20 protein-coding genes are annotated in these 25,158 nt (G+C 62.7%); 1 reads left to right on the plus strand and 19 read right to left on the minus strand.

The features are described from left to right. Nucleotides 1-50 precede the first annotated feature (50 nt). The gene (hldE, locus tag JFN93_RS14570) at nt 51-1,520 is read right to left on the minus strand and encodes a bifunctional D-glycero-beta-D-manno-heptose-7-phosphate kinase/D-glycero-beta-D-manno-heptose 1-phosphate adenylyltransferase HldE (RefSeq protein WP_199384826.1); all 1,470 of its coding nucleotides are present in this window, start codon (nt 1,518-1,520) and stop codon (nt 51-53) included. A gap of 297 nt (nt 1,521-1,817) precedes the next feature. Here hldE and JFN93_RS14575 point away from each other — a divergent pair, with 297 nt between their 5' ends. Continuing rightward, nucleotides 1,818-5,153, plus strand: a complete 3,336-nt coding sequence (locus JFN93_RS14575) for a PAS domain S-box protein (RefSeq protein ID WP_199384827.1) — start codon at nt 1,818-1,820, stop codon at nt 5,151-5,153. 61 nt (nt 5,154-5,214) lie between these two features. Here JFN93_RS14575 and JFN93_RS14580 read toward each other — a convergent pair whose 3' ends face one another. The 18 genes from JFN93_RS14580 to JFN93_RS14665 form a co-directional block, all read right to left on the minus strand. After that, complete coding sequence (locus tag JFN93_RS14580; RefSeq protein WP_199384828.1) at nt 5,215-5,586, minus strand: four helix bundle protein; 372 nt, start codon at nt 5,584-5,586, stop codon at nt 5,215-5,217. A gap of 113 nt (nt 5,587-5,699) precedes the next feature. After that, the gene (locus JFN93_RS14585; protein ID WP_199384829.1) at nt 5,700-6,647 is read right to left on the minus strand and encodes a hypothetical protein; all 948 of its coding nucleotides are present in this window, start codon (nt 6,645-6,647) and stop codon (nt 5,700-5,702) included. Nucleotides 6,648-6,680: 33 nt separating this feature from the next. Beyond that, a complete protein-coding gene (locus tag JFN93_RS14590) occupies nt 6,681-8,582 on the minus strand; it encodes an LTA synthase family protein (protein WP_199384830.1) in 1,902 nt (633 codons plus the stop codon). Between the two features lie 87 nt (nt 8,583-8,669). After that, nucleotides 8,670-9,677, minus strand: coding sequence for an NAD-dependent epimerase (locus JFN93_RS14595; RefSeq protein ID WP_199384831.1), 1,008 nt, complete (start codon nt 9,675-9,677; stop codon nt 8,670-8,672). A gap of 157 nt (nt 9,678-9,834) precedes the next feature. Further along, a complete protein-coding gene (gene waaC / locus JFN93_RS14600) occupies nt 9,835-10,836 on the minus strand; it encodes a lipopolysaccharide heptosyltransferase I (RefSeq protein WP_199384832.1) in 1,002 nt (333 codons plus the stop codon). Nucleotides 10,837-11,177: 341 nt separating this feature from the next. Then, nucleotides 11,178-12,221, minus strand: a complete 1,044-nt coding sequence (gene waaC, locus JFN93_RS14605) for a lipopolysaccharide heptosyltransferase I (RefSeq protein ID WP_199384833.1) — start codon at nt 12,219-12,221, stop codon at nt 11,178-11,180. Continuing rightward, on the minus strand, nt 12,218-13,135 hold the full coding sequence (locus JFN93_RS14610; RefSeq protein WP_199384834.1) for a glycosyltransferase family 2 protein: 918 nt from the start codon (nt 13,133-13,135) through the stop codon (nt 12,218-12,220). The genes waaC (JFN93_RS14605) and JFN93_RS14610 overlap by 4 nt, the downstream gene beginning before the upstream one ends. A gap of 5 nt (nt 13,136-13,140) precedes the next feature. Continuing rightward, complete coding sequence (locus tag JFN93_RS14615; protein ID WP_199384835.1) at nt 13,141-13,929, minus strand: glycosyltransferase family 2 protein; 789 nt, start codon at nt 13,927-13,929, stop codon at nt 13,141-13,143. After that, entirely contained in the window at nt 13,919-14,701 is a 783-nt protein-coding gene (locus tag JFN93_RS14620) for a glycosyltransferase family 2 protein (RefSeq protein ID WP_199384836.1), read from the minus strand. The genes JFN93_RS14615 and JFN93_RS14620 overlap by 11 nt, the downstream gene beginning before the upstream one ends. A 20-nt stretch (nt 14,702-14,721) precedes the next feature. Next, on the minus strand, nt 14,722-15,627 hold the full coding sequence (locus JFN93_RS14625; protein ID WP_199384837.1) for a glycosyltransferase family 2 protein: 906 nt from the start codon (nt 15,625-15,627) through the stop codon (nt 14,722-14,724). A gap of 1 nt (nt 15,628) precedes the next feature. Beyond that, nucleotides 15,629-16,729, minus strand: a complete 1,101-nt coding sequence (locus JFN93_RS14630) for an alginate O-acetyltransferase AlgX-related protein (protein ID WP_199384838.1) — start codon at nt 16,727-16,729, stop codon at nt 15,629-15,631. Nucleotides 16,730-16,741: 12 nt separating this feature from the next. Further along, complete coding sequence (locus JFN93_RS14635) at nt 16,742-17,812, minus strand: MBOAT family O-acyltransferase (RefSeq protein WP_199384839.1); 1,071 nt, start codon at nt 17,810-17,812, stop codon at nt 16,742-16,744. 503 nt (nt 17,813-18,315) lie between these two features. Further along, the gene (locus tag JFN93_RS14640; RefSeq protein ID WP_199384840.1) at nt 18,316-19,479 is read right to left on the minus strand and encodes a glycosyltransferase family 4 protein; all 1,164 of its coding nucleotides are present in this window, start codon (nt 19,477-19,479) and stop codon (nt 18,316-18,318) included. Continuing rightward, nucleotides 19,479-21,230, minus strand: coding sequence for a lipid A export permease/ATP-binding protein MsbA (msbA, locus tag JFN93_RS14645; protein WP_199384841.1), 1,752 nt, complete (start codon nt 21,228-21,230; stop codon nt 19,479-19,481). The genes JFN93_RS14640 and msbA overlap by 1 nt, the downstream gene beginning before the upstream one ends. Beyond that, nucleotides 21,227-22,288, minus strand: a complete 1,062-nt coding sequence (waaF, locus tag JFN93_RS14650) for a lipopolysaccharide heptosyltransferase II (protein WP_199384842.1) — start codon at nt 22,286-22,288, stop codon at nt 21,227-21,229. The genes msbA and waaF overlap by 4 nt, the downstream gene beginning before the upstream one ends. A gap of 207 nt (nt 22,289-22,495) precedes the next feature. Further along, nucleotides 22,496-22,657, minus strand: coding sequence for a Trm112 family protein (locus tag JFN93_RS14655; RefSeq protein ID WP_199384843.1), 162 nt, complete (start codon nt 22,655-22,657; stop codon nt 22,496-22,498). A gap of 127 nt (nt 22,658-22,784) precedes the next feature. Then, nucleotides 22,785-23,858 (minus strand): tetraacyldisaccharide 4'-kinase, encoded by a 1,074-nt coding sequence (lpxK, locus tag JFN93_RS14660; RefSeq protein ID WP_199384844.1) that lies wholly within the window; start codon nt 23,856-23,858, stop codon nt 22,785-22,787. Further along, entirely contained in the window at nt 23,851-25,158 is a 1,308-nt protein-coding gene (locus JFN93_RS14665; RefSeq protein ID WP_199384845.1) for a 3-deoxy-D-manno-octulosonic acid transferase, read from the minus strand. The genes lpxK and JFN93_RS14665 overlap by 8 nt, the downstream gene beginning before the upstream one ends.

Below are 25,158 nucleotides of genomic sequence, written 5' to 3' on the forward strand. Positions count from 1 at the left end.
TAAATACGCGTAAAATAGCCCGCCCCGCCGCTGCGGGGCAAGGAGAATCTCTACCTGCCTTCGCTCGCGCGGATCCGGTCGATGATGCGGGAGGTGGATCTGCCGTCGACGAACTCCACGAGTTCGACCCTTCCTCCCGAAGCCTCGACCACTTCGCGCCCGACCACGCCGTCCAGGGTGTAGTCGCCCCCCTTCACCAGGACCGCCGGCTTGAGCGCCTCGATCAGGCGCAGCGGGGTGTCCTCCTCGAAGAGGACCACGTAGTCGATGCAGTCCAGGGCCGCCAGGATGTGGGCCCGCTCCGCCTCAACGATCAGCGGCCGGCTTTCTCCCTTGAGCCTTTTCACCGAGGCGTCCGAGTTGAGCCCGACGATCAGGACGTCGCCGAAGCTGCGTGCCTTCTGCAGGTACTTCACATGGCCCACGTGCAAAAGGTCGAAGCAGCCGTTGGTGAAGACCACTTTTTTGCCCCGCTCCCGCTCCATGGCCACCAGATGGCTGAGGACGTCGAGGTTCTTGATCTTGGAGACGCTGTCCTTGTGCCCGTGGCCGACCTCGGCCACGATCTCTTCGGGCGACACCGTGGAGGTCCCCAGTTTGCCGACCGCGATGCCGGCGGCGACATTGGAGATCCAGGCGGCGTCGGCCAGCGGAAGGCCGCAGGCAAGTCCCAGGGAGAGCACCGACAAGACGGTGTCGCCGGCGCCGGTGACGTCGTAGACCTCGCGCGCCACGGTCGGGATGTGGACCGCCCCACCCTCGCGGGGGAAAAGCGACATCCCCGCCTCGCTGCGGGTGATCAAAAGCGCCCCCAGTTCGAGCTCGCCTAAGAGCGCCGCGGCGGCACGGTCCAGGCTCTCGGCGTCGGTGATGGGGATGCCGGAGGCGATTTCGGCCTCCTTGCGGTTCGGGGTGAGCAGCGTGGCCCCGCGGTATTTGCGGTAATCGTTCCCCTTGGGATCGATCACCACCGGTTTGCCCAGGACCCGCCCCGCCTCGCATACGGCGGCAAGGACGTTCGGGGTGAGCACCCCCTTGAGGTAATCGGAAACCAGGATGACGTCGAAGCGGTGCGCCGCGACGGCCAGGTAATCGAGGATCGCCGTCTCGCTCTGCTCGGTGACGGCCGACTTGGTCTCCCGGTCGATCCGGACGATCTGCTGGTTGGCGGCGATGATCCGGGTCTTCTTGCTGGTCCGGCGCCCCGGCTCCACGAAGACCCCGTCCAGCTCCACGTTTTTCCCTTCGAAGGCGCGCCTGAGCAGCGCACCGTTGTCGTCATCGCCGATGACGCCGCAGACCGACACTGCGCATCCCAGGGCGGCGAGGTTGTTCACCACGTTTCCCGCCCCGCCGAGCCGCAGGTCTTCCCGCATCACGTCCACCACCTGGACCGGGGCCTCCGGGGAGATCCGCTCCGCCTTGCCCCAAAGGTACTCGTCCAACATCAGATCCCCGATCACCAGGGCACGTACTTCCGGCGCCCGTTCGAAAAGGGATTCCACTTCTCTTCTTTCCACATTGCCTCCGACCGAGGTGACGCTCTCCTGAGGCGGCGCCGCAACCGGCGCCCCGACAAGACTGCTCACTATACAACAGTTGACGGCAGCTGAACAAGAAGATACGGCACGAAGGCTTGGGCCGCGCCACCCGGGGATTGATTTTGGCAAAAATTCCCGCTTCTTCGGGCAACGGGCAGTTGTATAAGGGACCAAAACAATGCTAGTATCGGCGAGCATTTTGCCGCACCCGTATTTGATACTGACGTCCGAGCAGATTTCTCCGATCTAATCCAGAGCAGCATCAGCATAGGCGCCATGAACAACAGTATCTTCATCGGCTTGGTCAACAACGCGGCCCTCCTGCTCACCCTGGGGATCCTCTACGACACCTTCTCGCCGGAACGGGCGCGCCTGGCGCGCCCCCTGCCGCGCCAGGCGGTGACCGGGGTCATTCTCGGGGCGATGGCGGTACTGCTCATGAAGTGCCCGGTCGTCTTCAGCTCCGGCATCATCTTCGACACCCGCACCATCCTCCTCGGCCTCTCCGGCTTCTTCTTCCCCACCCTTTCCACCATCATCGCCATGGCCCTGGCGACTGCATACCGGCTCCACCTGGGGGGCGGCGGCGCGGCCATGGGGGTCGCCACCATCGTCAGCGCGGGAATGCTCGGCATTCTCTGGAAGCGCCTTCCGTCGGGGCGTCTCGACAAGCTCTCCCTCTCCGGCCTGTACCTCTTCGGGATCGTGGTGCACGCGGCGATGATCGCCTGCATGTTCCTGCTGCCGCGGGAACTCCAGGCCAAGGCGCTGGATCACCTCCCCCTGCCGGTGATCGTCATCTACCCGGTGATCACCGCGCTTTTGGGCCGGGTCCTTTCCGGATGGCGCCAGCGGCACCGGATGGACGAGGAGCTTCGAGAGACCACGGAGCGCTTCAGCCAGCTCGCCCGGCAAAGCCGCACCATCACCTGGGAAACCGATACCACCGGGCTCTACACCCACGTGAGCCCGGTCGCGGAGTCGGTATGGGGCTACCTGAGCGAGGAACTCGTCGGGAAAAGGCGCTTCCACGAGCTGCACGGCGAAGCCGGGGACCGCTACCGGGCCGAGGCGGAGGCCGCCTTTGCCAGGAAAAGCTCCTTCGTCGACCTGGTCACCCCGGTCCGCGCCAAGTCCGGCGAGACCGTCTGGGTCTCCACCAACGCTTTCGCGGTCCTCGACGAGGCCGGCACGATGGTCGGCTTCCGCGGTGCCGACACCGACATCACCGAACGGCTCAGGCTCCAAAACCGGCTCGCCGAAAGCGAACTCATCTACCGCTCCCTCTTCCAACTCAGTTCCTACGGGATCGTGATCATCGACGTGGAGCGCGGCACCCTGATCGACTTCAACGATCAGGCCTGCCGGCAGCTCGGCTATACCCGTGAGGAATTCCGCCGGCTCAAGGTGGAGGAGATCGACATCCTGGAGACCGCCGCCGACGCCCGCGACCGGATCCGCAAGGTGGTAAGCCAGGGGAGCGAGGAGTTCGAGACCCTGCAGCGGACCAAACAGGGGGAACCGAGAAACGTCCTGGTGAAGGCCCAGTACTCCGTGGTGGGCGGCAAGGGGATCTACCACTGCATCTGGCAGGACATCACCAAAAACCGGCGGGAGGAAAAGGTCCTCAAGGCGCGGGTCGACCTGATCCGGTTCGGCCTCTCCCACCCCCTGGACGAGGTCCTGACCCGCGCCCTGGACCAGCTCGAAGTCCTCACCGACAGCAGCATCAGCTTCTGCCACTTTGTCTCCGAGGACCAAAACGCGGTCACCCACTCCGGCTGGTCCACCCGGACCCGCACCCTCTGCGGCACCCGGGAGGGGGCGCTGCACAACCCGTGCACCAGCGGGGTCTGGGCCGACTGTGTCCGGGGCCGCCGCCCCCTGGTCCACAACGATTACGCCGCGCTTCCGGACCGCAAGGGGCTCCCGGACGGGCATCCGGCCGTGGTCCGGGAACTGGCCGTCCCCATTTTCCGCTCGGACCGGGTGGTTGCCGTTTTCGGCGTCGGCAACCGCCCCATCGACTACACCGACGAGGACCTGGACGTGGTGACGCGCTTTGCCGACTTCGCCTGGGACGTCGCCGAACGGCTGCGGGTGGAGGAATCGCTCAGGGAAAGCAACGAGCGTTTCGCCAGCGCCTTCGAACACGCCCCGACCGCCATGGCGATCAGCTCCATCGAAGACAGCAAATGCATCAACATCAACCGGCGCTTCGAGGAGCTCTTCGGCTTCACCAAGGAGGAGGCGGTCGGCAAGCGGTTCGTGGAACTGGGGGTCATCACCGCTGAGGAGCGGAACAAGATCTTCGAGGGGATCCGGGCGGACGGGCAGGTGCAGAACCTGGAACTGACCTACCACACCAAGGGTGGGAAAGCGGTGACCATCAACTACGCGGGGCGGATCATCCCGATCGGTGGCGAGCGGCGCCTGCTCTCCATCTTGACCGACATCACCGACCACCGGCGCATGGAGCAGCAGCTGATCCAGGCCCAGAAGATGGAATCGGTGGGAAGGCTGGCCGGCGGGGTCGCGCACGACTTCAACAACATGCTGGGGATCATCATGGGACGCGCCGAGCTCGCCCTGATGGACCGCAATGTCCCCCCTCACCTGCGCAAGACCCTGGAGGAAATCCTCGACGCCGCCGACCGCTCCGCGGCCATCACCCGGCAGCTTTTGGCATTTGCGCGCAAGCAGGAGGTTCAGCCCCGGGTCATCGACTTAAACGACAACATCTCGGCGACGCTCAAGATGCTCCGGCGCCTGATCGGGGAGGACATCGAGCTCGACTGGCACCCGGCCCAGGAACTGTGGCGGGTGAAGATCGATCCGACCCAGGTGGACCAGATGCTCGCGAACCTCTGCGTCAACGCCCGCGACGCGATCGCCGGGGTCGGCCGCCTGGAGATCCGCACCGAAAACTTCACCATGATGCGCTCCGAGGTCGGGGCCCTCACGGCCATCCCCGCCGGCGACTACGTCCTGTTGTCGGTTACCGACAACGGTAGCGGCATGTCGGCGGAGGTGCTGGAGCACATTTTCGAACCCTTCTTCACCACCAAGGGGCTCGGGCACGGCACCGGCCTCGGGCTGGCCACGGTGTACGGCATCCTGAAGCAAAACGGGGGGCACATCAAGGTTTACAGCGAGCCGGGGGAGGGAACCACCTTCAGCATCTTCCTCCCGGCGGAGAAGGGCGCCGTCCAGCCCCAGCCGGAGAAACCGATGGTGCTGGTCGGGGGGTACGAAACGATCCTGTTCGTCGAGGACGAGGAAGCGATCAAGAACCTCGGGACGGCGATGCTCACCAACCTGGGGTACCACGTGGTGGCGGCGGGTTCCCCCCAGGAGGCCCTGGAGATCGCCGCGCAGATCGGGGAGGTCGACCTTTTGATCACCGACATCATCATGCCCGGGATGAACGGGCGCGATCTGGCGGAGCGGCTTGCCGCGCAGCAGCCGGGGCTGAAATGCCTGTTCATCTCGGGGTACACCGCCGAGATCATGGCGGAGCGGGGCAGGATCGAAACCGGCCAGCATTTCCTGCACAAGCCCTTCCAGATGCAGGCCCTCGCCGAAAAGGTGCGGGAGGTGCTGGAGGCATAAAAACCGTTCGACGTTCGGCGTTCGACGTTCGACGTTCGACGTTCGGCGTTCGGCGTTGAATCTATGCAATTGGAGGTTTTTGCTTTGTTCTTAAGAAACGGATGAATCCGTTCAGGAGGTTGGTCAGCCGGGAGCAATGACTGTCCACCAGCTGAAAGTTCTTCGGATCGAAGTACCCTACGTCGAGGGCCACATAATTCAAACTCTTCACTTCTGACAAAGATGCGCGGGAGATGGTTAAGAAGTTGATAAAGTCGCGGTTGCTGCCTCTTTCAAACCCTTCAGCAATATTGGACATCACCGAGACCGCAGCACGCTGTATTTGGTCTTTGAAGCCAAAGTCCTTGCAGTGCCCCATCCCGCTGTAGATTAATCTCACCAATACCCGGGCCTGTTGCCAACAATCCAAATCCTCGAACTTTTCAATCCTCATGCCGACCTCCGTTCGTGCCAGGGTGTCAAAAGCCAAGCGGAGAGGATAACATACCCGGCATCGAACGTCGGTCCGAAAGACGTCGAACGTCGAACGCCGAACGTCGAACGGGTTCACCGGATTTTATCGAGGATTGCCGCCGCCAAAAGCGGGAGCATGATCTCGTGGTGGCCGGTGACCGTGTAGCCGCGGCTCTCGCCGGAGGTCGGACGCTTCACCACGTTGGTCAGCGGCCGGTAGTGCTGCTGCATGTCGAAGTTGGCGGTGGTGAAATGGTCGACGTGGTAGCCGAGGTTTTGCGCCACGGAAAGCGCCTTCAGGAAAACCTCCGGTAGCAGCACCGCGCTCCCGATGTTGAGATACACGCCGCCGTCGCCCAACTGGGACACCACCGAGGTGAAGAGCCGGAAATCGCGGTAGCTCGCCTCGCCGATCACCGCGCCGTCGGCGGAGGGGTGCTGGTGGGTGATGTCGGTACCCACCGCCACGTGCACCGTCACCGGAATCCCCTTCGCCACGCAGACCGCCTGCAGGCTCTGCTCCCGATAGGGGAGCTCCCGATCCAGGATCGCCCTCCCCACCGACTCGCCGTAGCCCAGCCCCTGCTCGACCCCCTTCCGGATCGCCTCGTTGATGTCGATGCCGGTCTCCCGCGCCATCCCGAAGTTGCCCGCATGCAACACCGCCCCGACGTCCTCGCTGGTCGCACCGATCAGCGCGATCTCGTAGTCGTGGATCGAGCCGGCACCGTTTAAGGCAATCGCCGAGATGACGTCGGCGTCGATGAGCGCCTTCAGCACCGGCTGCAGTCCGCACTTGATCACGTGCCCACCCATGGCGACCATCACCGGCTTCCCTTTTTCCCGCGCCCCGACCACCGCGTCGATGACCCGGTTGAGCGCCTGCGCCCCGAGCTGGTTGGGGAGGGCGGCCAAAAGATCGGTGACCGACATCCCGGCGGTCACCGGACCGGCGAAGTCGTCCTTCACGCTGACCTTGTTGTTGCGCTCGGCGATGGGGTAGGTGGTAATGCCGGAAAAATCGAGCGGCTGGTATTTCATGGGTGGCTCCTTTCCCAAAGGACTTTGCCGGCCTTAGAGCCGGGAGTACTTGTCGTAGAGGTACTGCATGTAGGCCTGGGTGTCCTTGAGCGATTCGGCATCCTGGACCGGCGTGCGGCCGGAACGGCTGCGCTGGATCACCTTTTTCGACTGGTGGCTGAAGACCGTGATCTGCTCCGGGGTCGCCAGGGCAAATCCCTCGGTGGAATTGTAAAAGGCGTAGTCATTGCGCCGTCGGTTGAGCAGGTTGTTGCTCCAGAGAAACTCGTCGTGGGAAAGCCCCAACTGGGCGAGCAACGTGGCGGCGATGTCCGACTGGGAACCGAAGCCGGGGTTCTTCACCCCGCGGTATTGCTTCTTCAGCACCTCACCGTAAAGCAAAAGCGGGATGCGGAACCGCTCGGGCTGATAGGAGTTGCGGTGCAGCGGCAGGGTGTGGCCGTGATCGGCGACGAAGACGAAGAGGGTATTGGGATACCAGCTCTGCTTGCGGGCCCGCTCGAAGAACCCCTTCAGGCTCCGGTCGCTGTAGTGGACCGCGTTTTTGAACAGCGCCACCTCGTCCTTGCCGGGATAAACCGGGGTCATCGGCACCTCGAACGGCTCGTGGCTGCTCAGGGTGAACATGGCGGAGAAAAACGGCTGCCGCTGCTTGTTGAGATCGTCGATCACCCGCTGGAAGAGGACGTGGTCCTGCGCCCCCCACTTCGAGTTCATGTCCTTCTTGTCGAAAGCCTCCCGGTCCACGACCTTGTCGAACCCGGAATGGACGATGAAGGCGATCATGTCGTCGAAACGGTCATCCCCCCCATAGTGAAAGCTCGACGCGTACCCCGCCTTCTTGAGGACGCCCCCCAGGGTCGGCAGCCGCTCCATCTTGAGCGGGTGGTTCAGGACGCTGCCGTCCGGGGTCGAGGGGAAACCGCCCAGCACGGCCGGGATGCCGTAGGAGCTTCGGTACCCGTTGGCGAAGAAGTTGGTGAAGAGCATCCCCTGGGAGACCAGATCTTCGAAGTTGGGGGTGATCCCCTTTTCCGCCCCCAAGGAAGCGACGACGTCGGCGGTCCAGCTCTCCAGGATGAAGACCACGATGTTGGGACGGTTCGTGGTGAGGATGGACTCGGTGTCGTTGGGGAGGCTGGTGCGCATCAGCCGTTCGGTGCGGCTGCGCGCGTCGGCAGGGTCGAGGTAGACGTAGGCATTGCCGTGGTCGCGCAGGTAGTACTTCACGTCGTAGAGGAGGTTCCACTCCGGGTTGATGGCGGCGTGGTTGGCGAACTGGTTGGGGGAGAAGTAGGCGAAGCTCGGGTTCATGGGCGCCTGTCCCACGCTGCCGCGGATCCCCAAAAAGATCAGTCCCCCGAACACCAGGAAGAGCGGGATCCGCACCACGCCCCCGGCTGGCGCCGGCTCAAAAGGAAGCCCCCGACCGATCCGGGCGTAGAGGAAATGTCCCGCCAAAGCAAGGGATAGGGCGAGCAGCACCAGGAGGAGCAGCGGCGAGGAGGAGACCGAGGCGAACGCCTCCTTGGGGTAGCGCAGGTAGGCGATCGCCTGGGCGTTCACCTTGGTGCCCCACTCCTTGTAAACCTGCAGGTCGCCGACCGAGATCACCGCGACCACCACGATGCAGCAGCGGCTGTACCAGGAAACCAGGGAGCGTGCCCCCCGGAAGGGGAGATAGCTTGAAACCATCCACACCAGGAAAGGGAGAATGGTGAGATAGCAGGCGGCGGAAAGGTCGATGTAGGCGCCGTGGGCGAAGATGCCGGCAGAGGTGGCGGCAGAGAGCGAGGCCGCTTTCGTGCCATGGTAGGCGACGAAAGCTATCCGGCAGAGGAAGAAGTACAGGAGCCAGAACGCGAGGTAGCGGGAAGTGAAACCGAAGAAGCGGTTGAATTCACGAGCGAAGGGCGCTGCGGGTGAAGCGGTCATGTGTTACGTTCCTTGAACTATGCTAAAAGGATCACTCTCGCGGGAGTCAGATCGGACCGAGCGGTCCCCGCAACAGAGTGCCACGAGCTACACCCCGTAGTATTCCCGGTACCACGCCACGAATTGTCCCACCCCTTCCTCGATGCTGGTGGCGGGGCGGAAACCGACCTCGGCGGTGAGGTCGTCCACGTCGGCGTAGGTTTCCGGGACGTCCCCCGCCTGCAGCGGCAGGAGGTTCTTCTTCGCTTCCTTGCCGAGCGCCTGCTCCAGCACTTCGATGAAGCGGAGCAGTTCCACCGGTTGGTTGTTGCCGATGTTGTAGATGCGGTACGGGGCGAAGCTCGTTCCGGGATCGGGATCCGCGCCGCTCCAGCCGGGGCTACCCGCCGGCACCCGGCCGATCACCCGGACCACCCCTTCCACGATGTCCCCCACGTAGGTGAAGTCGCGCTTCATCTTGCCGTAGTTGAAAACGTCGATCGGGCGCCCTTCCAGGATCGCCTTGGTGAAGAGGAAAAGGGCCATATCCGGCCGCCCCCACGGTCCGTACACCGTGAAGAAACGCAGCCCCGTCGTGGGGATGCCATAGAGGCTCGAGTAGGTGTGCGCCATGAGCTCGTTGGCCTTTTTGGTCGCCGCGTAGAGGGAAACCGGGTGATCCACGTTGTGGTGCACCGAAAACGGCATCGTCGTGTTGGCGCCGTAGACCGAGCTCGACGATGCGTAGACCAGGTGCCCGACCTTGTTGTGGCGGCACCCCTCCAGGACGTTGAGGAACCCGGCCAGGTTGCTGTCGAGGTAGGCGTAGGGGTTCACGACCGAGTAGCGGACCCCGGCCTGGGCGGCGAGGTTGACCACCGCGTCGACCCCCTCCCGGGCAAAAAGCGCCGCCATGCCGTCCCGGTCGGCGAGGTCGAGCTTGACGAAGGAGAAGCCGTCGCGTCCTTCAAGCCGCTTCAGACGGGCGTTTTTGAGCCCCACGTCGTAGTATTCGTTCAGGTTGTCGATCCCGACCACCCGGTGCCCGTCGTCGAGCAGCCTTTGAGCCAGATGGAAGCCGATGAAGCCCGCGGCGCCGGTTACGAGTATCTTCATTGTCCCCCCTTGACCGAAGCTTCCGGGTTGCCCCCTTAGCCTCGGGCCGTCGGCATGACTGTGGGAGCGCCCTTCCGGGCGCGATCAATGCCGAAAAATCGCGCCCGGAAAGGCGCTCCCACGCTTACTACCTACAATTCCATTGTTTCGCCGCGCCTCAGCCGCGAAGCAGTTCCTGCGCCAGGGCGATGATGGTCTCTTCCTTGAGCTCCCGGATCGAGAAATCGTTCTTGTTCAGCTTCTCTTCGCGCACCACCGAACTCGACTTGAGAATCTTGCACTTGGAGCCGGGATAGATCCGGTGCGCCGGGGTCGGGCCGAAGAGGACCACGCAGGGGATGTTGTTCGCCCAGGCGATATGGGTCGGCCCGGTGTCTCCCCCGATCAGCAGATCCGCCCGGCTGATCGCCGCCTTCAGTTGGTTGATGGAAAGCTTCGGCAGCACCTTTGCGTACTCGCAATGCTCGGCGATGTAGTTGGCGGTTTCAAGCTCCGCCGCCGACCCGTGGCAGATCAGGATGTTTTCCCGCAGTGCGTTGGCGATGGTCACCAGCCGCTCCTTGGGGTAGTTGCGCGATTCCCAGGTGGAGCCGACCACGAAGATGATGTTTTTCCGGTCGCTGCGGAGAAAGGGATCGGAGGCGGCGGCGTCCTGCGGACCGTGAAAGATGAAGGGCTCCTTCTCGCGGAGCTCGTTCTCGTCGAACTCGAACCCCAGCGCCTGGGCGGCAAGGCTCGTGTAGCGGTAGACCGTGTTCATCTCCAGCGGGATCGAGATCTTCTTGTCGTACAAAAACGTCGCCAGCGGCTCCTTCACCACGTCGCGGGCAAACCCGGCAGTCCGGGTCCCGACCTTCCGGGCGATCGCCGCGGCCTTGATCATCCCGTGCATGTCGATCACCATGTCGAACGGTCCGCACTCCGCCACCTGCCGGTACTCCTGGCGCAGCTTGTCGAAAGAAAAGGACTTCTTCAGCCCCTTCAGGTCGACCTTGACCACGCGCTCCAGATCCTTCTGGTAGTCGAGGATGTCGGCGAACTTCCTATCCGCGAACCAGGTGATGGAGCACTCCGGCAGGTGACGGCGAATCACCTGCAGCGAGGCCATGCAGAAGATGATGTCTCCCAGCGAGGAGAGGCGAACGATGGCGATTTTCAACCCAGTAACTCCATGACCTTCCTCGCAAGGAAGGGACGGGGGCATTCCCATCAGCCTTAACAGTCTTGGCTGACTTAAGGCAGTGTTTTGAAATCCCCTTTTGCTAAGGGAGATTTAGGGGATTTGGTTTTGAGCCGCCCATGTCAGGGTGTGAGGTCTTGTCCAAAGAGAAAGTTGCCCCAATGAACCCCATCCTCACCCTGTCCCTCTCCTTGAAGGAGAGGGGACGTCTTGGCTACTTACTCAGAAGGTTTTGCCTCGCTTAAGGTCGGAACAGCTCAAAGGCAAATCCCCCCCGTCTCACCTTTTTCAAAGGGGGGAGTGCAAAGGCTTCGACTTATTCATTGTCCCAGCAATTTCTTCACCGCGGCCAGTACCGGCTCGACCTTCACGCTTTCGCTGCACTGACGGTCCTTGTCGCATTCCTTGCGGCCGCACTTGGCGCAGTGCAAAGGCGACTGCACGGCAACATGGAGCTCGCCGCGCGGCCCGGTCAGTTTTCCGTCGGTGGCCCGGAAGATGGAAACGGTCGGCGTCCCCACGGCGGCGGCGATATGAACCGGTCCGGTGTCGCCGGCAACCACGAGATCGACCTTCTTCAGGATCGCGGTCAACGCCTTGAGCGGGTAACGGTCGATGACGCGGGCGCCGGGGCCGATCTCGCGGGCGATCTCGGTGGCACGATCCCGCTCCGCCTGGTCCCCCCAGGTTAAAAGAATGGACGCCTCCCGGAAGGTATCCAGGATCTCGCGCCCCAGCTCGACCCAACGGGTCTGCGCCCAGAGTTTCGTCCTCCAGGAAGTGCCGCAGTGGAAAAGAAAGACCAGCCCGTCGGAAAGGGTCGCCATCAGCGCCGCCGCGTTGGCGTCCTCCTGGGGTGAGGTGACGATCTCCGAGACAAGTTGCATGGTCCGGAAATCTTTGCCGAACGGGACGCTCACCACCCGCAGGTACTTCTCGGTCACGTGGTAGTCCAGCTTGCGCATCGGAACCCGCCGCGTGGTGAAAAGGAGGTTGAGCGGCTCGCGCACCGTCTCCCGGTCAAAGCCGATCCGCTCGGCGCATCCGGTGAGCCAGCCGATCAGGCCGCTCTTGAAGTTCCCCTGGACGTCGAAGACCATGTCGTAGTCCCGTGCCCTCAGTGCTTCCTTGAGCTCGGCGACCTCGCGCCGCGTCTCGGCCGCCAAGGGGCTCTTGCGCCATGCCTTGGTCCGGACGGTGAAGAGCCGGCTTAGGTGCGGGTTTCCTTCCAGGATCATCCGGAAGGGCTCCTCCACCACCCAGTCGATCTCCACCCCGGGGACCGCCTGTTTCAGGTAGTCGAGCAACGGGAGTGCGTGGATCACGTCTCCCAAAGACGAGGTCTTGACGATCAACACTCTCATAGCGCCTTCCGGTCCTGCGTGCCCGACTGGAGTTCGTTCAGGGTCTGGGCCACGTAGGAATAGCTTTCCCGCTTCCGGTTGATGTGCTCCGAGGGTGCGACGCGCCCGACAAGCTCGTAGAAAAGACGCTTGGCCCCCACCCGCATCAGGTCCTGCAGCATGACGGCACGGGCATGGCCGTCACCGTGGAGCAACCGGACGTAGCGGTATTTCCCGGCGTAGAAAAGCTGGATATGCCGCGGCGAACTGGAACCGCCGCCGTAGTGGATGATGCTCTCCCGCGGCAGCACCTCGCAGCGGTGCCCCGCCTGGTACAAGCGGTGCGCCAGCTCGGTGTCCTCGTAATAGAAGAAGAAGTTCTCGTCGAAGAGCTTGCCGTGGCGGGCGAGCGAGCTGCGGCAGAAGATGAAGGCCCCGGCGATCCCGTCGACCCGCAGCGGGCGCTGCGCCGATGCCACCTTGCGCTTGATCAGCGAGTTGCACAGCTTCTTGTACAGGTCGAGGTACAGGGTCGGGAGCCCGAACTTGAAGAAGAATCCCTGGATGCGGCCGTCGGCGTAGCGGATCACCGGGGAAGCGACTTGAACCTCCCGATGCCGGTCCAGGTGCTCGACCAGGGCGGTGAGCGCCTGCTCGTTGAGCTCCACGTCGGTGTTGATCAGGCAGAGGTAGCGGGCGTGGCTCTGTGCGATCCCACGGTTCATCGCCTTGCCGTAGCCGAGGTTCTCCCCCATTTTCAGGGTCAGTACCTCAGGCACGGTGTCCAGAAACTCCAGCGAGCCGTCGGTGGAACCGTTGTCGACCACGGTCACGCTAAAGGAAAAAGGGAGCCGCGCCTGCCGGAAAAAATTGATCAGCGACTCCAGCAGCTCCCTGGTGTTGTAGTTAACGGTTATGAATGCTACGTCGAGCACGACTTCTACTCCTTCACGATCCCGCAGGGACAGCGGTAGCTCCCGGACTCCAGGCTCTCCTTGAGGAGCCGGTCGTTTTCCTCCAGGCTCGCCCGGCTGTTCTCCGGGTGCCACAGATGGAAAACAATCGCAGAAAACGGTGTCTCCCTCCGGCTTCGCCCCAGCGCGAACAGCCGTCCCACCAGCTCCGAATCCTCCCTCCCCCAGCCAACGATCTGCTCGTTGAATCCGTTGATTTCGAGAAGATCCGCCCGGGCGACGGCGATGTTGCAGCCGCGCAGGCCGCGGATGCCTTTTTTGCCGGGGTTATACCAGGGGAGCCGGACCAGATGATGCCCGCCGGAAAGGCCTCCGGTCAGACAGGAGGCCAGCGCCCCGGCAAAGCCCTTCCAAAGAAACGTCGGCGAAAGATCCTTGCCGACCAGCATCCTCTTCCCGGTGACGAAGCTCCCCGGGCGGAAGGCGCGGGCGTGGTCCGCGACGAAACAGGGATGGGGGACGCAGTCGCCGTCGGTGAAGATGAGGTAATCGCTTTCGGCCCGGGCGATGGCGCGATTGCGGATCTCCGCCAGGCGAAAACCGTTGTCCTCGTGCCAGACGTGACGCACCGGAAACGGTGCCCGGGCGGCGAATTCCTCCACCACCTGCGCGGTCTCCGGACCGGAGCCGTCGTCGGCGACGATAAGCTCGTCCGGATAGCGGCTCTGGAGGCGGTATCCCTCCAGGACCCGTGCCAGGTAGGCCGGGGAGTTGTAGGTGGAGACGATCACCCCGACGGAGAGGTTACCCCTCATAGCTCGCAGTCTCCGTCCCGCTCCAGTCGGATTTCAGCTCGACCCCTTTGGCGTAGCGGTAGAAGGTCCCCTCGAAGTTGGCGAAGGAGATCACGAACCCGGGCCAGCCGTCCAAAAAGCCGAGCTTGAGGAAGTAGATCCTGATGAACGCGGCGAGCCCGGAAAAGAAGGCACGCGCCATGGAGGCATTGCGGCCCCGGTCGGAAAGCTTGATGGCCCCCAGGCTCGAGTAGCGCTCCATCTTGCCGATCAGCTGGGAGAGGTCGCGGTAGGGGAACTGCCAGATGTAGTTCTTCATGTAGCCGATGCTGCCGTGGATCGTGAACCCCTCGTGGACCATCCCCTCGTCAAAGGTCATCTTGTCGCGGCGGAAGAGCTGCGGCTGCCGGAAGTCCGGATAGAAGCCGCAGTGGCGGATCCAGCGGCCCATGAAGACGTTGCGGCGCGGCGTGTAGTAGACGTCTTTCGCGTCCGGCTTCTCGATCAGCTCACGGATCTCGTCACGGGCGGCCTCGGTGCAGCGCTCGTCGGTGTCGAGGCTGAAGACCCACTCGTACTTGGTCGAGTTGATGGCAGCGGTGCGGAGCTTGCCGAACCCCTCGAAGGGGACCTGGACCACCCGCGCCCCGAGCGACTCGGCGATCTCGGCGGAGCGGTCCGTGCTGAAGGAGTCGACGAAGACCACCTCGTCGGCCCAAAGGACGCTCTTCACCGCATCCCCGATGTTGCGCTCCTCGTTATACCCGATGATGTATGCTGATACCTTTGCCATGTTCCACCTATTCCTATGTGCTACCTCGTGCCAGCTATCAGTCGGCCAAGTTCGCCGCAGTTGCGCTGCATGAAGGCAAGTTTCTTTTTGTCCGAGTCGCGCCGAAGGAGAACGGCTTTGGTCCGGTACTTCTGCAGTCCAATCCAGGTCCGCCACCAGACCATGCACAGGATGTTGCGGGTGTGCCGCACCCCGAAATGCTTCATCAGGTACCGGTGCCGGCTGTTCAGGAACACCTGCAGTGAGGAGAGGTTCGAGCTCGACTGACCGCCAAGATGCACGATCTGGTGCTCGGGGAGTACCATGCAGCGGACCCCCCGCGCCTTGAGGCGGTGGGCCAGGTCAGTGTCCTCGTAGTAGAAGATGAAATCCTCGTCGAAGAGACCTTCCTCCCCAATGAGGGAACGGCGCAGGATCATGAATGAGCCCATCACCCCTTGGACCGGGAACGGTTCCCGAGCCTCCACCATCTGGCGGCGCAGCGCGCGAGCCCGCGACCGTGAAACCGTTTCCACGTAATGCTCGAGAAGGCTTTCGTGGAAGATGAAGTTCTGCGGCTTCAAAGTGCCCGGGTCACAGATCAGTGGGCAGGCTAGTCCCGTCTCTGGGTGCGATTCCAAGTACTCCCAGAGCGCCACCAGCGCCGCCCGATTCAAAATGAGGTCCGTGTTCAGGATACAAACGTAGCGGCTGTCGCTGGCCGCGATCCCCTGGTTCATGGCTCTGCCGTAGCCGCAGTTCTCCCGGTTGAGAATGGGAACAACCCCAGGAGCCTGGGCAAGGTATGCTACGGACCCATCTCGGGAGTCGTTATCGACGACCACGAAGGAATAGCTGAATGGAAACTCCGTCCCGGCAAAGAAGGAGACCATCTCTTGCAAGAGCTTTTTCGTGTTGTAGTTCACCGTGACGAACGTGATGTCCATGCTATCTTCCGCTTCGGCCGCCTCGGGCGGCGGCTGTTAAACGCGGGGAAACCGTCGCGCTGAGCGCCTGCACCGGACCGGTCTCACTCTGATTCAGTTGCTGGGCGATCAACCGCACCGCGATGTCAACCCCGGCGGGGCTCCAGTGGGTATCGTCCGGCTGAAAGGGGGCTACCCCCTCCGCCCTTGCCGTCTGGAACGGGCGGAGCGAATCTATCACATCAACACCGCTTTCCGCCACCCTATTAAGCACCTCCTCCAGCACGCGGGGACGCCGTTTCGACGGGAGGTAGTCGTAGTAGACGGTCTCCTTGTTCGGTATCGGGAGGAAGATGAACCGGATGCCACGACGCCGAAAGTAGTCCGAGTATTCCTTTAGACGCCCCACCATTCGGCTGACCTCGCCGGGGGCGGCGGTCATGGTGGCGTTCTCCCCTTGGTAAAAAAAGATGCCGCGGTAGCGCACCCCTATTCGTTCGGACGTAAGCCGCGCCCGGAGGTAGTTCACCGGCTCCTGCTTGATCATCCGGTCCAGAGTCACCGCCAACGGAGCCAAAGCCTGCAGCTTCCCAGCGGAATCCAAGCGCTTAGGAAGTCTAAGGGGGCCCAGTCGGAGCATGTTCCGCTCCAAGTCCTCGAAGATAACCACTTTGGGGGGGTGGACAGCAAAGCGCGCATCGCGCAGAAAGCTGTTAAGGTCCTTCGGGGCGTACGGGTAGACTGAGCGCCCCAGCTGCTGCCGGAGCCGTTCCGCGAAGGTCTCATCCTGGGACAGGCTCGTCCCAACGATGTAGGAATCCCCCACCACCACGATCTCCGGGTTCTCCGATCGTTCCTTCGCCCGGAAGCCGTAACGGTCGGTCTCCCAGATCGCGTTGCGCCTGATGGCGTAGCGGGTCCCGTGCCCAAGGTCCCCCTCTTCGACCATAGCCATACGCCGGGATGGGTAAAAAGGACCGGAGAGAAGTGGATTTCTCCAACGGACCACCAACGCTTCCCACAGCTTGAAGGTAAAGAAGTTGAGCGGCAACAAGGTCGCGGCAGCGCTGACAAGCAGCAGCGGAAGACAGAAGAGTGTGAGTTTCCAGAGCAGTTTTTTCATGAACCCAGAGAATCAGAACCGGAAGTAGATAAAGCTCTCCCCGGCATTACGGAAAAGCATGATACCCAAAGCAAGGGCGTAGTAGGCGCTCCAGCGCACCCATCCCCGCTGCTCAAGCAAAGGGAGACGGCACCGAAACAGCGACACCGCGAACGGGACCAACAGCAGCAGCAAAGTAATAAGCAGATCTCGGGTCGGTTCGATTGTGGTGTGCAGGCCGCTTCCGCGGGCAAAGTCGACGACATGGGTCACGAGGTACCAGGCGTCGGCAACGGAATTGGCCCGGAAGAAGATCCAGGCGAAGCAGACCAAATGGAACGTCACCCCTCTCTGCCACACTGTGAGGAGCGTCCCCTTATCCAGCCCCATGGCACGGTGTAGCCTTTTCTGGTACGGGCCATAGAAGGTAGCGCAGGCGAGGTAGATCCCGTGCAGTCCTCCCCAGATCACGAACCCCCAACTGATCCCATGCCAGAGCCCGGATACGAAGAAGGTCACCAGAAGCGCTGCCGCGGTACCCGCCTTTTTGCCGCCGCGCCACGCAAGCTGCAGGGGTTTGAAGATATAGTCCAGGATCCACCGGGAAAACGAGATGTGCCAGCGGCGCCAGAAATCAGCGATTGAGGTAGCGCGGTAGGGAGCGTTGAAGTTCTGGGTCAGGTCAATGCCAAACAGCTGCGCCGACCCCAGCGCCATTTCCGTATATCCGGAGAAGTCAAAGTAGATCTGCAGCGCGAAAAGATAGGTCGCAGCGAGAAGCGGCCATCCCGAGTAGGCGTGGATGTCGTTGAAGACGGCATCGACATAGCTTCCGAGCCGGTCGGCGATAACGATCTTCTGGAAAAGCCCCCACACCAGCTGCAAGAGGGCACGTCGCAACCGCTCCGGATCGCAGACATATCCCCGTTTCAGCTGCGGTAGCAGATCCCCCGCGCGTTCAATCGGTCCCTGCAGGAGTTTCGGAAAGAACGCCAGATAGAGCGCGTAATAGCCGAGGTGTCGCTCCGGCTCCTCGATCTCCAGATATACGTCGGTCAGATAAGAGATCGCCTGGAAGGCAAAGTAGGAGACCCCGATGGACACCAGCACCTTTCCCGAAGCGAAGAGCGGCGCAACTTTGCAAACGGCCAGAAGTAAGATGCAACTACCGATACCCAACCAGAATGCGAGGCGGCGCCTGCCCTGAGACCGGGAGTTGACTATAGTGAGTCCGCTTGTGTAACTGGCCAGAGTCACCAGAGCAAGAACGCCCAGCAACAGCGGGGCCTTGAATGAGGCGTAAACCCCATAACTGGCTGCTAGCAGAAGAATCCAACGCCAGCGCTCCCTCAGCAGGAAATGGCCCAGGAACAGTAGCGGCAGGAACAAATAGTAAGAAACGCAAGTAAAGGTCATGAATGGCTTTTCTGAGCTGCCCCGACAGCGGGTCCTTCATGAAGATGAGACACGTGAAAGTGCTCTGGCTGCAAGTTGGAACCCTACGAACATCAGGGTGGCCGCTCGTGCCCTCCCTCGGGCCTTATCGGATCTGTAAAGGGCAAGTTAATCCCTTACCCCGGCGCCGCGATACCATTGTGTTATTTGCATCAGGGGGCGTCAGCATCGCGGGTATGAACAAGGGACTCAATTCGATCGTTCAAGACCTCTAGCACCTTCTTCCACTCGAAGTTCTCCTGGAAATGCCGTGCGGCTGTTCTGGACCGCTCGGCAAGTAAGTCCTGGTTCGCCATTAGGGACGTTATCATTTTGGCCCAAGAAGCGGCATCTTCCCCTTCAACCATGAAGCCGACCCGTCCGTCGTCGGTGAGATCAGGAGCGGAGACGATCCCTTGGGACATGACCAGCACGTTGCCGAAAGAGAGCGCTTCCACGCAGACGAGCCCCCAGCTCTCCCAGCGCGACGGAAGACAGAAGATCTTGGCGCGGTTGTAATACTCAAAAAGAACTTTCTTGTCGCTGATACTCCCGGGGAAGTGAACCTTCCCCCGGTACCAGGGGTGGCGCTCCAAAAAGTCTTCCTTGGTCGCGACAAACTCCTCCGTCATCGGTCCCACGAAGTGGACTTCCCAATCGCCGATATCCCGGATCAGCTCCAGCGCACCCAGAACCAGCTCCGAATTCTTCTCCCGCGAGCCGTGACGTCCCACCAGCAGGATGACGTTTTCTTTCGCGCCAAAGGGCTTGGGTACCACCCCGTAGCGTACCGGCAGATCCGGATCGAACCCGTTGGGGATGTGAAGCTTTTTCTGCGGCGGTATCTTTGTGATCTTCCGGTACACCCCGCGGCTCTCCGCGGAAAAGAGGTCCAGGTACCGCAGAAGTCGAGAAAACAGAAAGTTCCTTTTCAGCTGGGTAAAGAAATTCCGGTGTCCCCAGGTTGCATAGAGGATCTCGTCGTCGGAGAGGTCATATTTTACGTAGAGGGTCCCGCGCGGGTTGAGCAACTTGTACAGGATGCCGGCGTAGATCGTCTTCGTTGTGATATGGAACAGCATCAGCACGTCGATGTCTTTTGCCTCGCCCAGGAGATAGCGCAGGGGAGAGGATTTAAGGAACGTCAGGGTCAGCCCCTTCAGGTCCCGGTCGAGGTACTGGTAGTGCGTTTCGTTTTTGCGACAGACGATTTCGCTTCGGTAGCCGTAATGCTTGAAAAGCTGGTAAGGGACCTGGCCGACGTCCTTGTGCAGGTGGACGCTCTGCAGCGGCTCGAAGATGACGACGAACCGTTTTCCGGCTCCGGTCGCTCCCATTACGGCGCGCCGACCGCCAGTTCCACCGGTCCGTCCTGGAACTGCATGTTATAGAGCTTCTGGTATAGCCCTTCCCGTTCGAGGAGCTCCTGATGGCTACCGGACTCGACGATCCGCCCTTTCTCCAGCACCAGGATCCTGTCCGCGTTGAGGATGGTGGAGAGCCGGTGGGCGATGACGAAGACGGTGCGGTTCTGCATAAGGTTGTTGAGCGCGTTCTGCACCATCTGCTCGCTTTCGGTGTCCAGCGCGCTGGTGGCTTCGTCGAGGATCAGGATCGGAGCATCCTTGATGAGGGCCCGGGCAATGCAGAGCCGCTGGCGCTGGCCACCGGAGAGGCGCACCCCGCGGTCACCGATGTTGGTCTGGAAGCCGTCCGGCATCTGCATGATGAAGTCGTAGGCAAAGGCCGCCCGCGCCGCCGCTTCCACCTCGGCATCGGTCGCGTCGGGCTTTCCGTAGCGGATGTTGTTGGCCACCGTCTCGTTGAAAAGGACCGTCTCCTGGTCCACCAGGGCGATCTGGGAGAGGAGGCTCGCCAGGGAGACCGAACGGACGTCGTGCCCATCCACCAGCACCGCCCCCTCGTTCACATCGTAAAAACGCATGATGAGCGAGACGAGCGTAGTCTTGCCGCTACCGGAGGGGCCGACCAGGGCGATGACTTCGCCGCGCTGGGCGGAAAGGGATACATTTTTCAGCACGTCCTCTTCGCCGAAGCGGAACGAGACCCCCTTCAACTCCACTTCCCCCCGCACCCGCCCCAGGGTAACCGCATTGGGAGCGTCCACGATCTCCGGCTCCTCGTCGATGATCTCGAAGACCCGCTCCGCGGCGCCGACGCAGCGCTGGAAATCGTTGTAGGACTGGACCAGGCGTTTCAGGGGGGAATAGACCAGCGCCATCGCGGTGATGAAGGAAAAGAATTCGGCCGCCGACATCTTGCCGGCCATGACCTTGCTCCCGCCGAACCAGACCACGGCGGCGATCCCGACGGAGGTGATGACCTCCATGATCGGCGAGTTGAGGTTGCTGTACTTGATCCACTTCCGCATCCAGACGTAGTACAGCCTGTTGGCCGCGTTGAACCGATCGATCTCGCGGTGCTCCACGCCGAAGGCCTTGATGACCTTGATCCCGGTGAAGGTCTCCTGGAGGTGTCCGGATATCCCGCCGAGCTTCTCCTGGGAGGAGCGGGCGATCGCCTTGAGCTTCTTGCTCAGCAGCTGTGCCGGGATGACCGTGACCGGGATGACCAGGAACGAGATCAGGGCGAGCTGCCAGTTGCGGTAGAAAATGACGCCGAACAGCGCAATGGTGCCGATAAAGTCGCGCAGCGTCGAGGTGATGATGACGGCGACCCCTTCCTGCATCGCCGCCACGTCGTTCAGGACGCGGGACATGAGAGCGCCGGTCTGTTGCCGGTAGAAAAAGCCCAGCCCGAGGAAGATGTTCCGCTTATAAATGTCGTTGCGGACATCCTGCACCGCGAGCTGACCGGCAGTGCGCATGAAGTAGTCGTTGGTATAGCGGCAAAGGCCACGAATGGCGAAGATGGCGATGATCCCCAGGGGAAGGACGGAGAAGATCACCATGTCTTTCGACTTGAAGATTTTTTCCAGGACCGGGGCGACCAGGTAGGCGAAGGCACCGTCCATCGCGCCGTAGGTGCTCGAGGCGACCATGGCGAGGGCGATGCGTTTCCAATAGGGGCGGATGTAATTGAACAGTCTCTTGAATATGTGGGTCATTGCTTTCCTGAAACCTGGCGCCACAGGCGCTGCGCCGCTTCGACCACGTCGGCGGCGGTAACTTCGGTCATGCAGCGGTGGTCGGTCGGGCATTCCCGCAGCATGCAGGGCGCGCAGTCAACCGGCTTGCGGACCATGATGGCATCGGGGGTGTAGGGCGAGGTGGCACTGTTGTCGGTGGGACCGAAAACCGCCACCAGCGGCACCCCGAAAGCCGCCGCAATATGCATCGGCCCGGAGTCGTTGGTGATGAAAAAGTTGCAGCGCTTGATCAGCGCCATGAGACCGCGCACATCAGTCTTGCCGGCCAGGTTGACGGCACCGGGAAGCAGGGCGGCGATCTCGGCGGCCATGGGAGCCTCGGCGGGAGAGCCGGTGATGACCACCTTGGCGCCCCACGCCGCGCCCAGTTCTGCGGCCGCGGCGGCGAACCGGTCCGGATACCATCTCTTCGCCGAGCCGTAGGTCGCACCCGGATTCACCCCCAGGACGAACTCCCCCGGCGCGATGCCGGCGTCGGCCAGAAGTTCGGCGATGGCGGCGTCCTCGGCGGCAGTCGTGGCAAGCTCGAGCTTCCCGCTTCCCCCGGCGATCCCGAACTGCCCCACCCGGCGCAGGTCGTTTTCCACCTGGTGCAGCCGGGTCTCGCGCATCGGGGCATCGTCGTAGGTATGGGTCAGCAGCAGGCCGCGCCCCTGGTGACCGGTCCCCATGCGGCGCCGGACCCCCGCCAGAAGCGGAACCAGGGCCGCATCAACCGAGTTGGGGAAAAGGATGGCGAGGTCGAACGAGCGGGAACAGAGTTCCTGGATCAGTTTCAGCCGGCCACCGATCCCGGCATGGGTCCCCTTCTTGTCGTAGACCAGGACCTCGTCGACGGCGGGGTGGGTGGTGAAAAGCTGTGCCGGAAGCGGCGTTGCCAGGACGGCAATCCGCGCCTTGGGAAAGCTCGCCCGGACGGCCCCCAGAATCGGTGTGGCCATGACGGCGTCGCCGAGCCAGTTGGGGACCCGGACCACGACCCGGCGTATCTTCTCGATATCGATCTTCCTGCCCATTCACTCACCAGACCCCGGCGCCATCGTCAGGCGGCGACAGCGGGCCGGAAACGCGTTAAAAACTGCACTTTATAGCATGGCTGGCCTGCAAATGAAAGCCATTTCGCCAGTTGCGGCGATCGCCGATCATCGGCCTGTGGGAGCGCCTTTCCAGGCACGTGCCCCTACTCACCCCCCCCCTCTCCCGGTGGGAGAGGGGGGCTCGGCTCAGACCGGCTCCGCCTGCTCCACCAGCAGCACCGGGATCCCGTCCTCGACGCGATACCGCACCGCACAGGCCGGACAGACCAGGTGGTCCTCCCGGTCGAGGAGTTTTCCCCGGCACCCGGGACAGGCCAAAACTTCCAGCAATGCTTGGGAAAGTGCCATCGGCTCTTCCTTTCAACCAGTACGATCGGCAGGGTGACCGGGAGGAGAATCTTCCTTCGGCCCACCCTGCCCATCCTTGTCAAAAACAACGTCGGCGCAACGGGGCATTGTGCCACAGAGCCCTTTGTTAATAAAGGATTTTCTCCAGCGAGGCAGCCAGCGGGGATTCGTCGTAGAAGCGGATGGCAAGGTCGGCGGTGAGGCAGGTACCGAGTCGGGAGACAAAGGGGGCGAGTTTCACCGCATCCTTCTCGGTGGTGATGAGGACGGTGGAGCGTGAGGTGACACGGACCCGATTGATTGCGGCAATCTCCTCCTCGCCGTAGCTTGCATGATCGGCGAAGGAGATGGTCGCGGTAAGGCTTACCCCGCCCGTTTCGATGAGATCGAAGAAGGCCTTCGGATCGGCGATCCCCGAGAAGGCGACGATGCGTTTGCCTTGCAGCTCGGCGGGCCCCAGGCGCGTTCCCAGGATGACGTCGTGATAGCCGGTAATGCTATGGGTGGTCCAGCAGGCCGGTTTGCCGGGGAAAAGGTTGGGCTCACCGGCAGCGGCGCAACGGGTGTAGACGACGACGTCGGCACGCTTGGCCGCCGAACGCGGCTCGCGCAGGAAACCGGCCGGAATGACGCGACCGTTGCCGAGCGGATTGCGGGCATCCATCAAAAGGAGGTTCAGGTCTCGCTGGAGCCGGAGATGCTGGTAGCCGTCATCGAGAATGAATACGTCGGGCTGGAGCTTTTCCATGGCGAAGAGGCCGCAGCGGTAGCGGTCCGATCCGACCACCACCATGAGCCCCGGCACCTTGCGCGCCAGAAGCGACGGTTCGTCACCGGAAACCTCCGGGGTCACCAGGATCGCCTTTCCGTCAGAAACCAGGCACGGTCCCTTACCGGCGCTGCCGCCGTAACCGCGCGTCAGTACCACGACCCGTTTCCCGTCCGCGATCAATTGCGCCGCGAGGTGCGCCACCATCGGGGTCTTCCCGGTCCCCCCCATGGTGAGGTTTCCCACCGCGATCACCGGCCGCGGCAGCCGGTGGGAGCGGAAGATCCCCATCCGGTAGGCGAGCGCCCGCTGCCCCATCAGGCAGGCATAGGGATAGGAAGCAAGGCGCAGCGCGCCCAAAAGCAGACGGTCACGGAACCCGGTACGTTTTCCGCTTACCAGTTCCTGGTAGTAAAGGGCGAGGTCAGCCACGCGGCACGGCCCCCCTTTGGAACTCCTGCATCACATCCAGGTGGCGCCTTGTTGCGCCGGCACTCTCTTCCAAAAGCCGCGCCCCCTGGCGCCCCATCTGCTCCCGGCGGGTCGTGTCCCGGTACAGCGCGACCACGTCCGCCGCCAGGCCGGCCGGGTCGGGGACCTGAAGGCCGGCGCCGTAGCCCAGAAAGCCGGTCGCGATCTCCCGGAAGTTCTCCATGTGCGGTCCGAAAAGGGCAGCGACGCCACAGGCGGCGGGTTCCAGCGGGTTATGTCCCCCGGTCGGAACGAGGCTTCCCCCGACGAAAACGAGGTCGGAGGCGCCGTAGAGGCGGGCCAGCTCGCCCACGGTATCGAGCAGCAGCACGGAGCCGGCAGGAAGCGCTGCGGTGACCTCGTCCAGCGTGGAGCGGAGCCGGAAGGGGACCCCCTCTTTGCGCAACAGCTCGGCAACCGCGGCGGCACGCTCGGGATGACGCGGCGCCAGGATCATGAAATGCTCCCCGCCGGCGGCCACCAAAGCGCGGTACGCCTCGACCGCCGCCCCTTCCTCCCCCTCGTGGGTGCTCGCGGCGGTAAAGACGAAAGCCCCGGCCGGGATGCGGTACTTCTCCTTGAGCACGGCCACCGCCTCGGCGGACGGGATCTGCACCGGCAGGTCGTACTTCAGATTCCCGGTGACCCGGACCGTATCCGGGCGGGCACCGATGGCGCCGATCCGCTCGCCGTCGGCGGCGGTCTGCATGCATAACGCGGTGATCTCGCGCAGGACCGGCCCGAAGAACCAGGAGAGCTTCAGGTAGCGCTTGAGCGAGCGGTCCGAGATACGGCCGTTGGCGAGCACCACGGGGATGTTCCGGGCACGCGCCGCACGGATGAAGTTCGGCCAGATCTCGGTCTCCATGATCACGATCAGGTCCGGCCGTACCCGGTCCAGAACCCCGGCCACGGCGAAGTTGAAATCGAAGGGAAAGTAGATGCAGAGATCGGCGAGCTTGCTCTTCAGCGCGACGCTGCGCCCGGTCTCGGTGACGTTGGAGAGGACGATGCGGTGCTCCGGAAAGCGCCCGCGGATCCCCTTGAGAAGCGGGACCGCCGCCATGGTCTCCCCGACGGAAACCGCGTGCACGAAGATGACCGGTTTCCCGGCAACCACCGCCAGCTCATCAGCCGGGATGAACCCGAACCGCTCGGCGAGCGCGCTGCGCCGCCCGCGCGTCACCGACCGGTAGCAATGGTAGGCGAGAATGAACGGGAGCAGCAGAAAAAGGAGCAGGTTGTAGAGGAGTTCGACCAT

The organism is Geomesophilobacter sediminis (assembly GCF_016458275.1).
Lineage (GTDB): Bacteria > Desulfobacterota > Desulfuromonadia > Geobacterales > Geobacteraceae > Geomesophilobacter > Geomesophilobacter sediminis.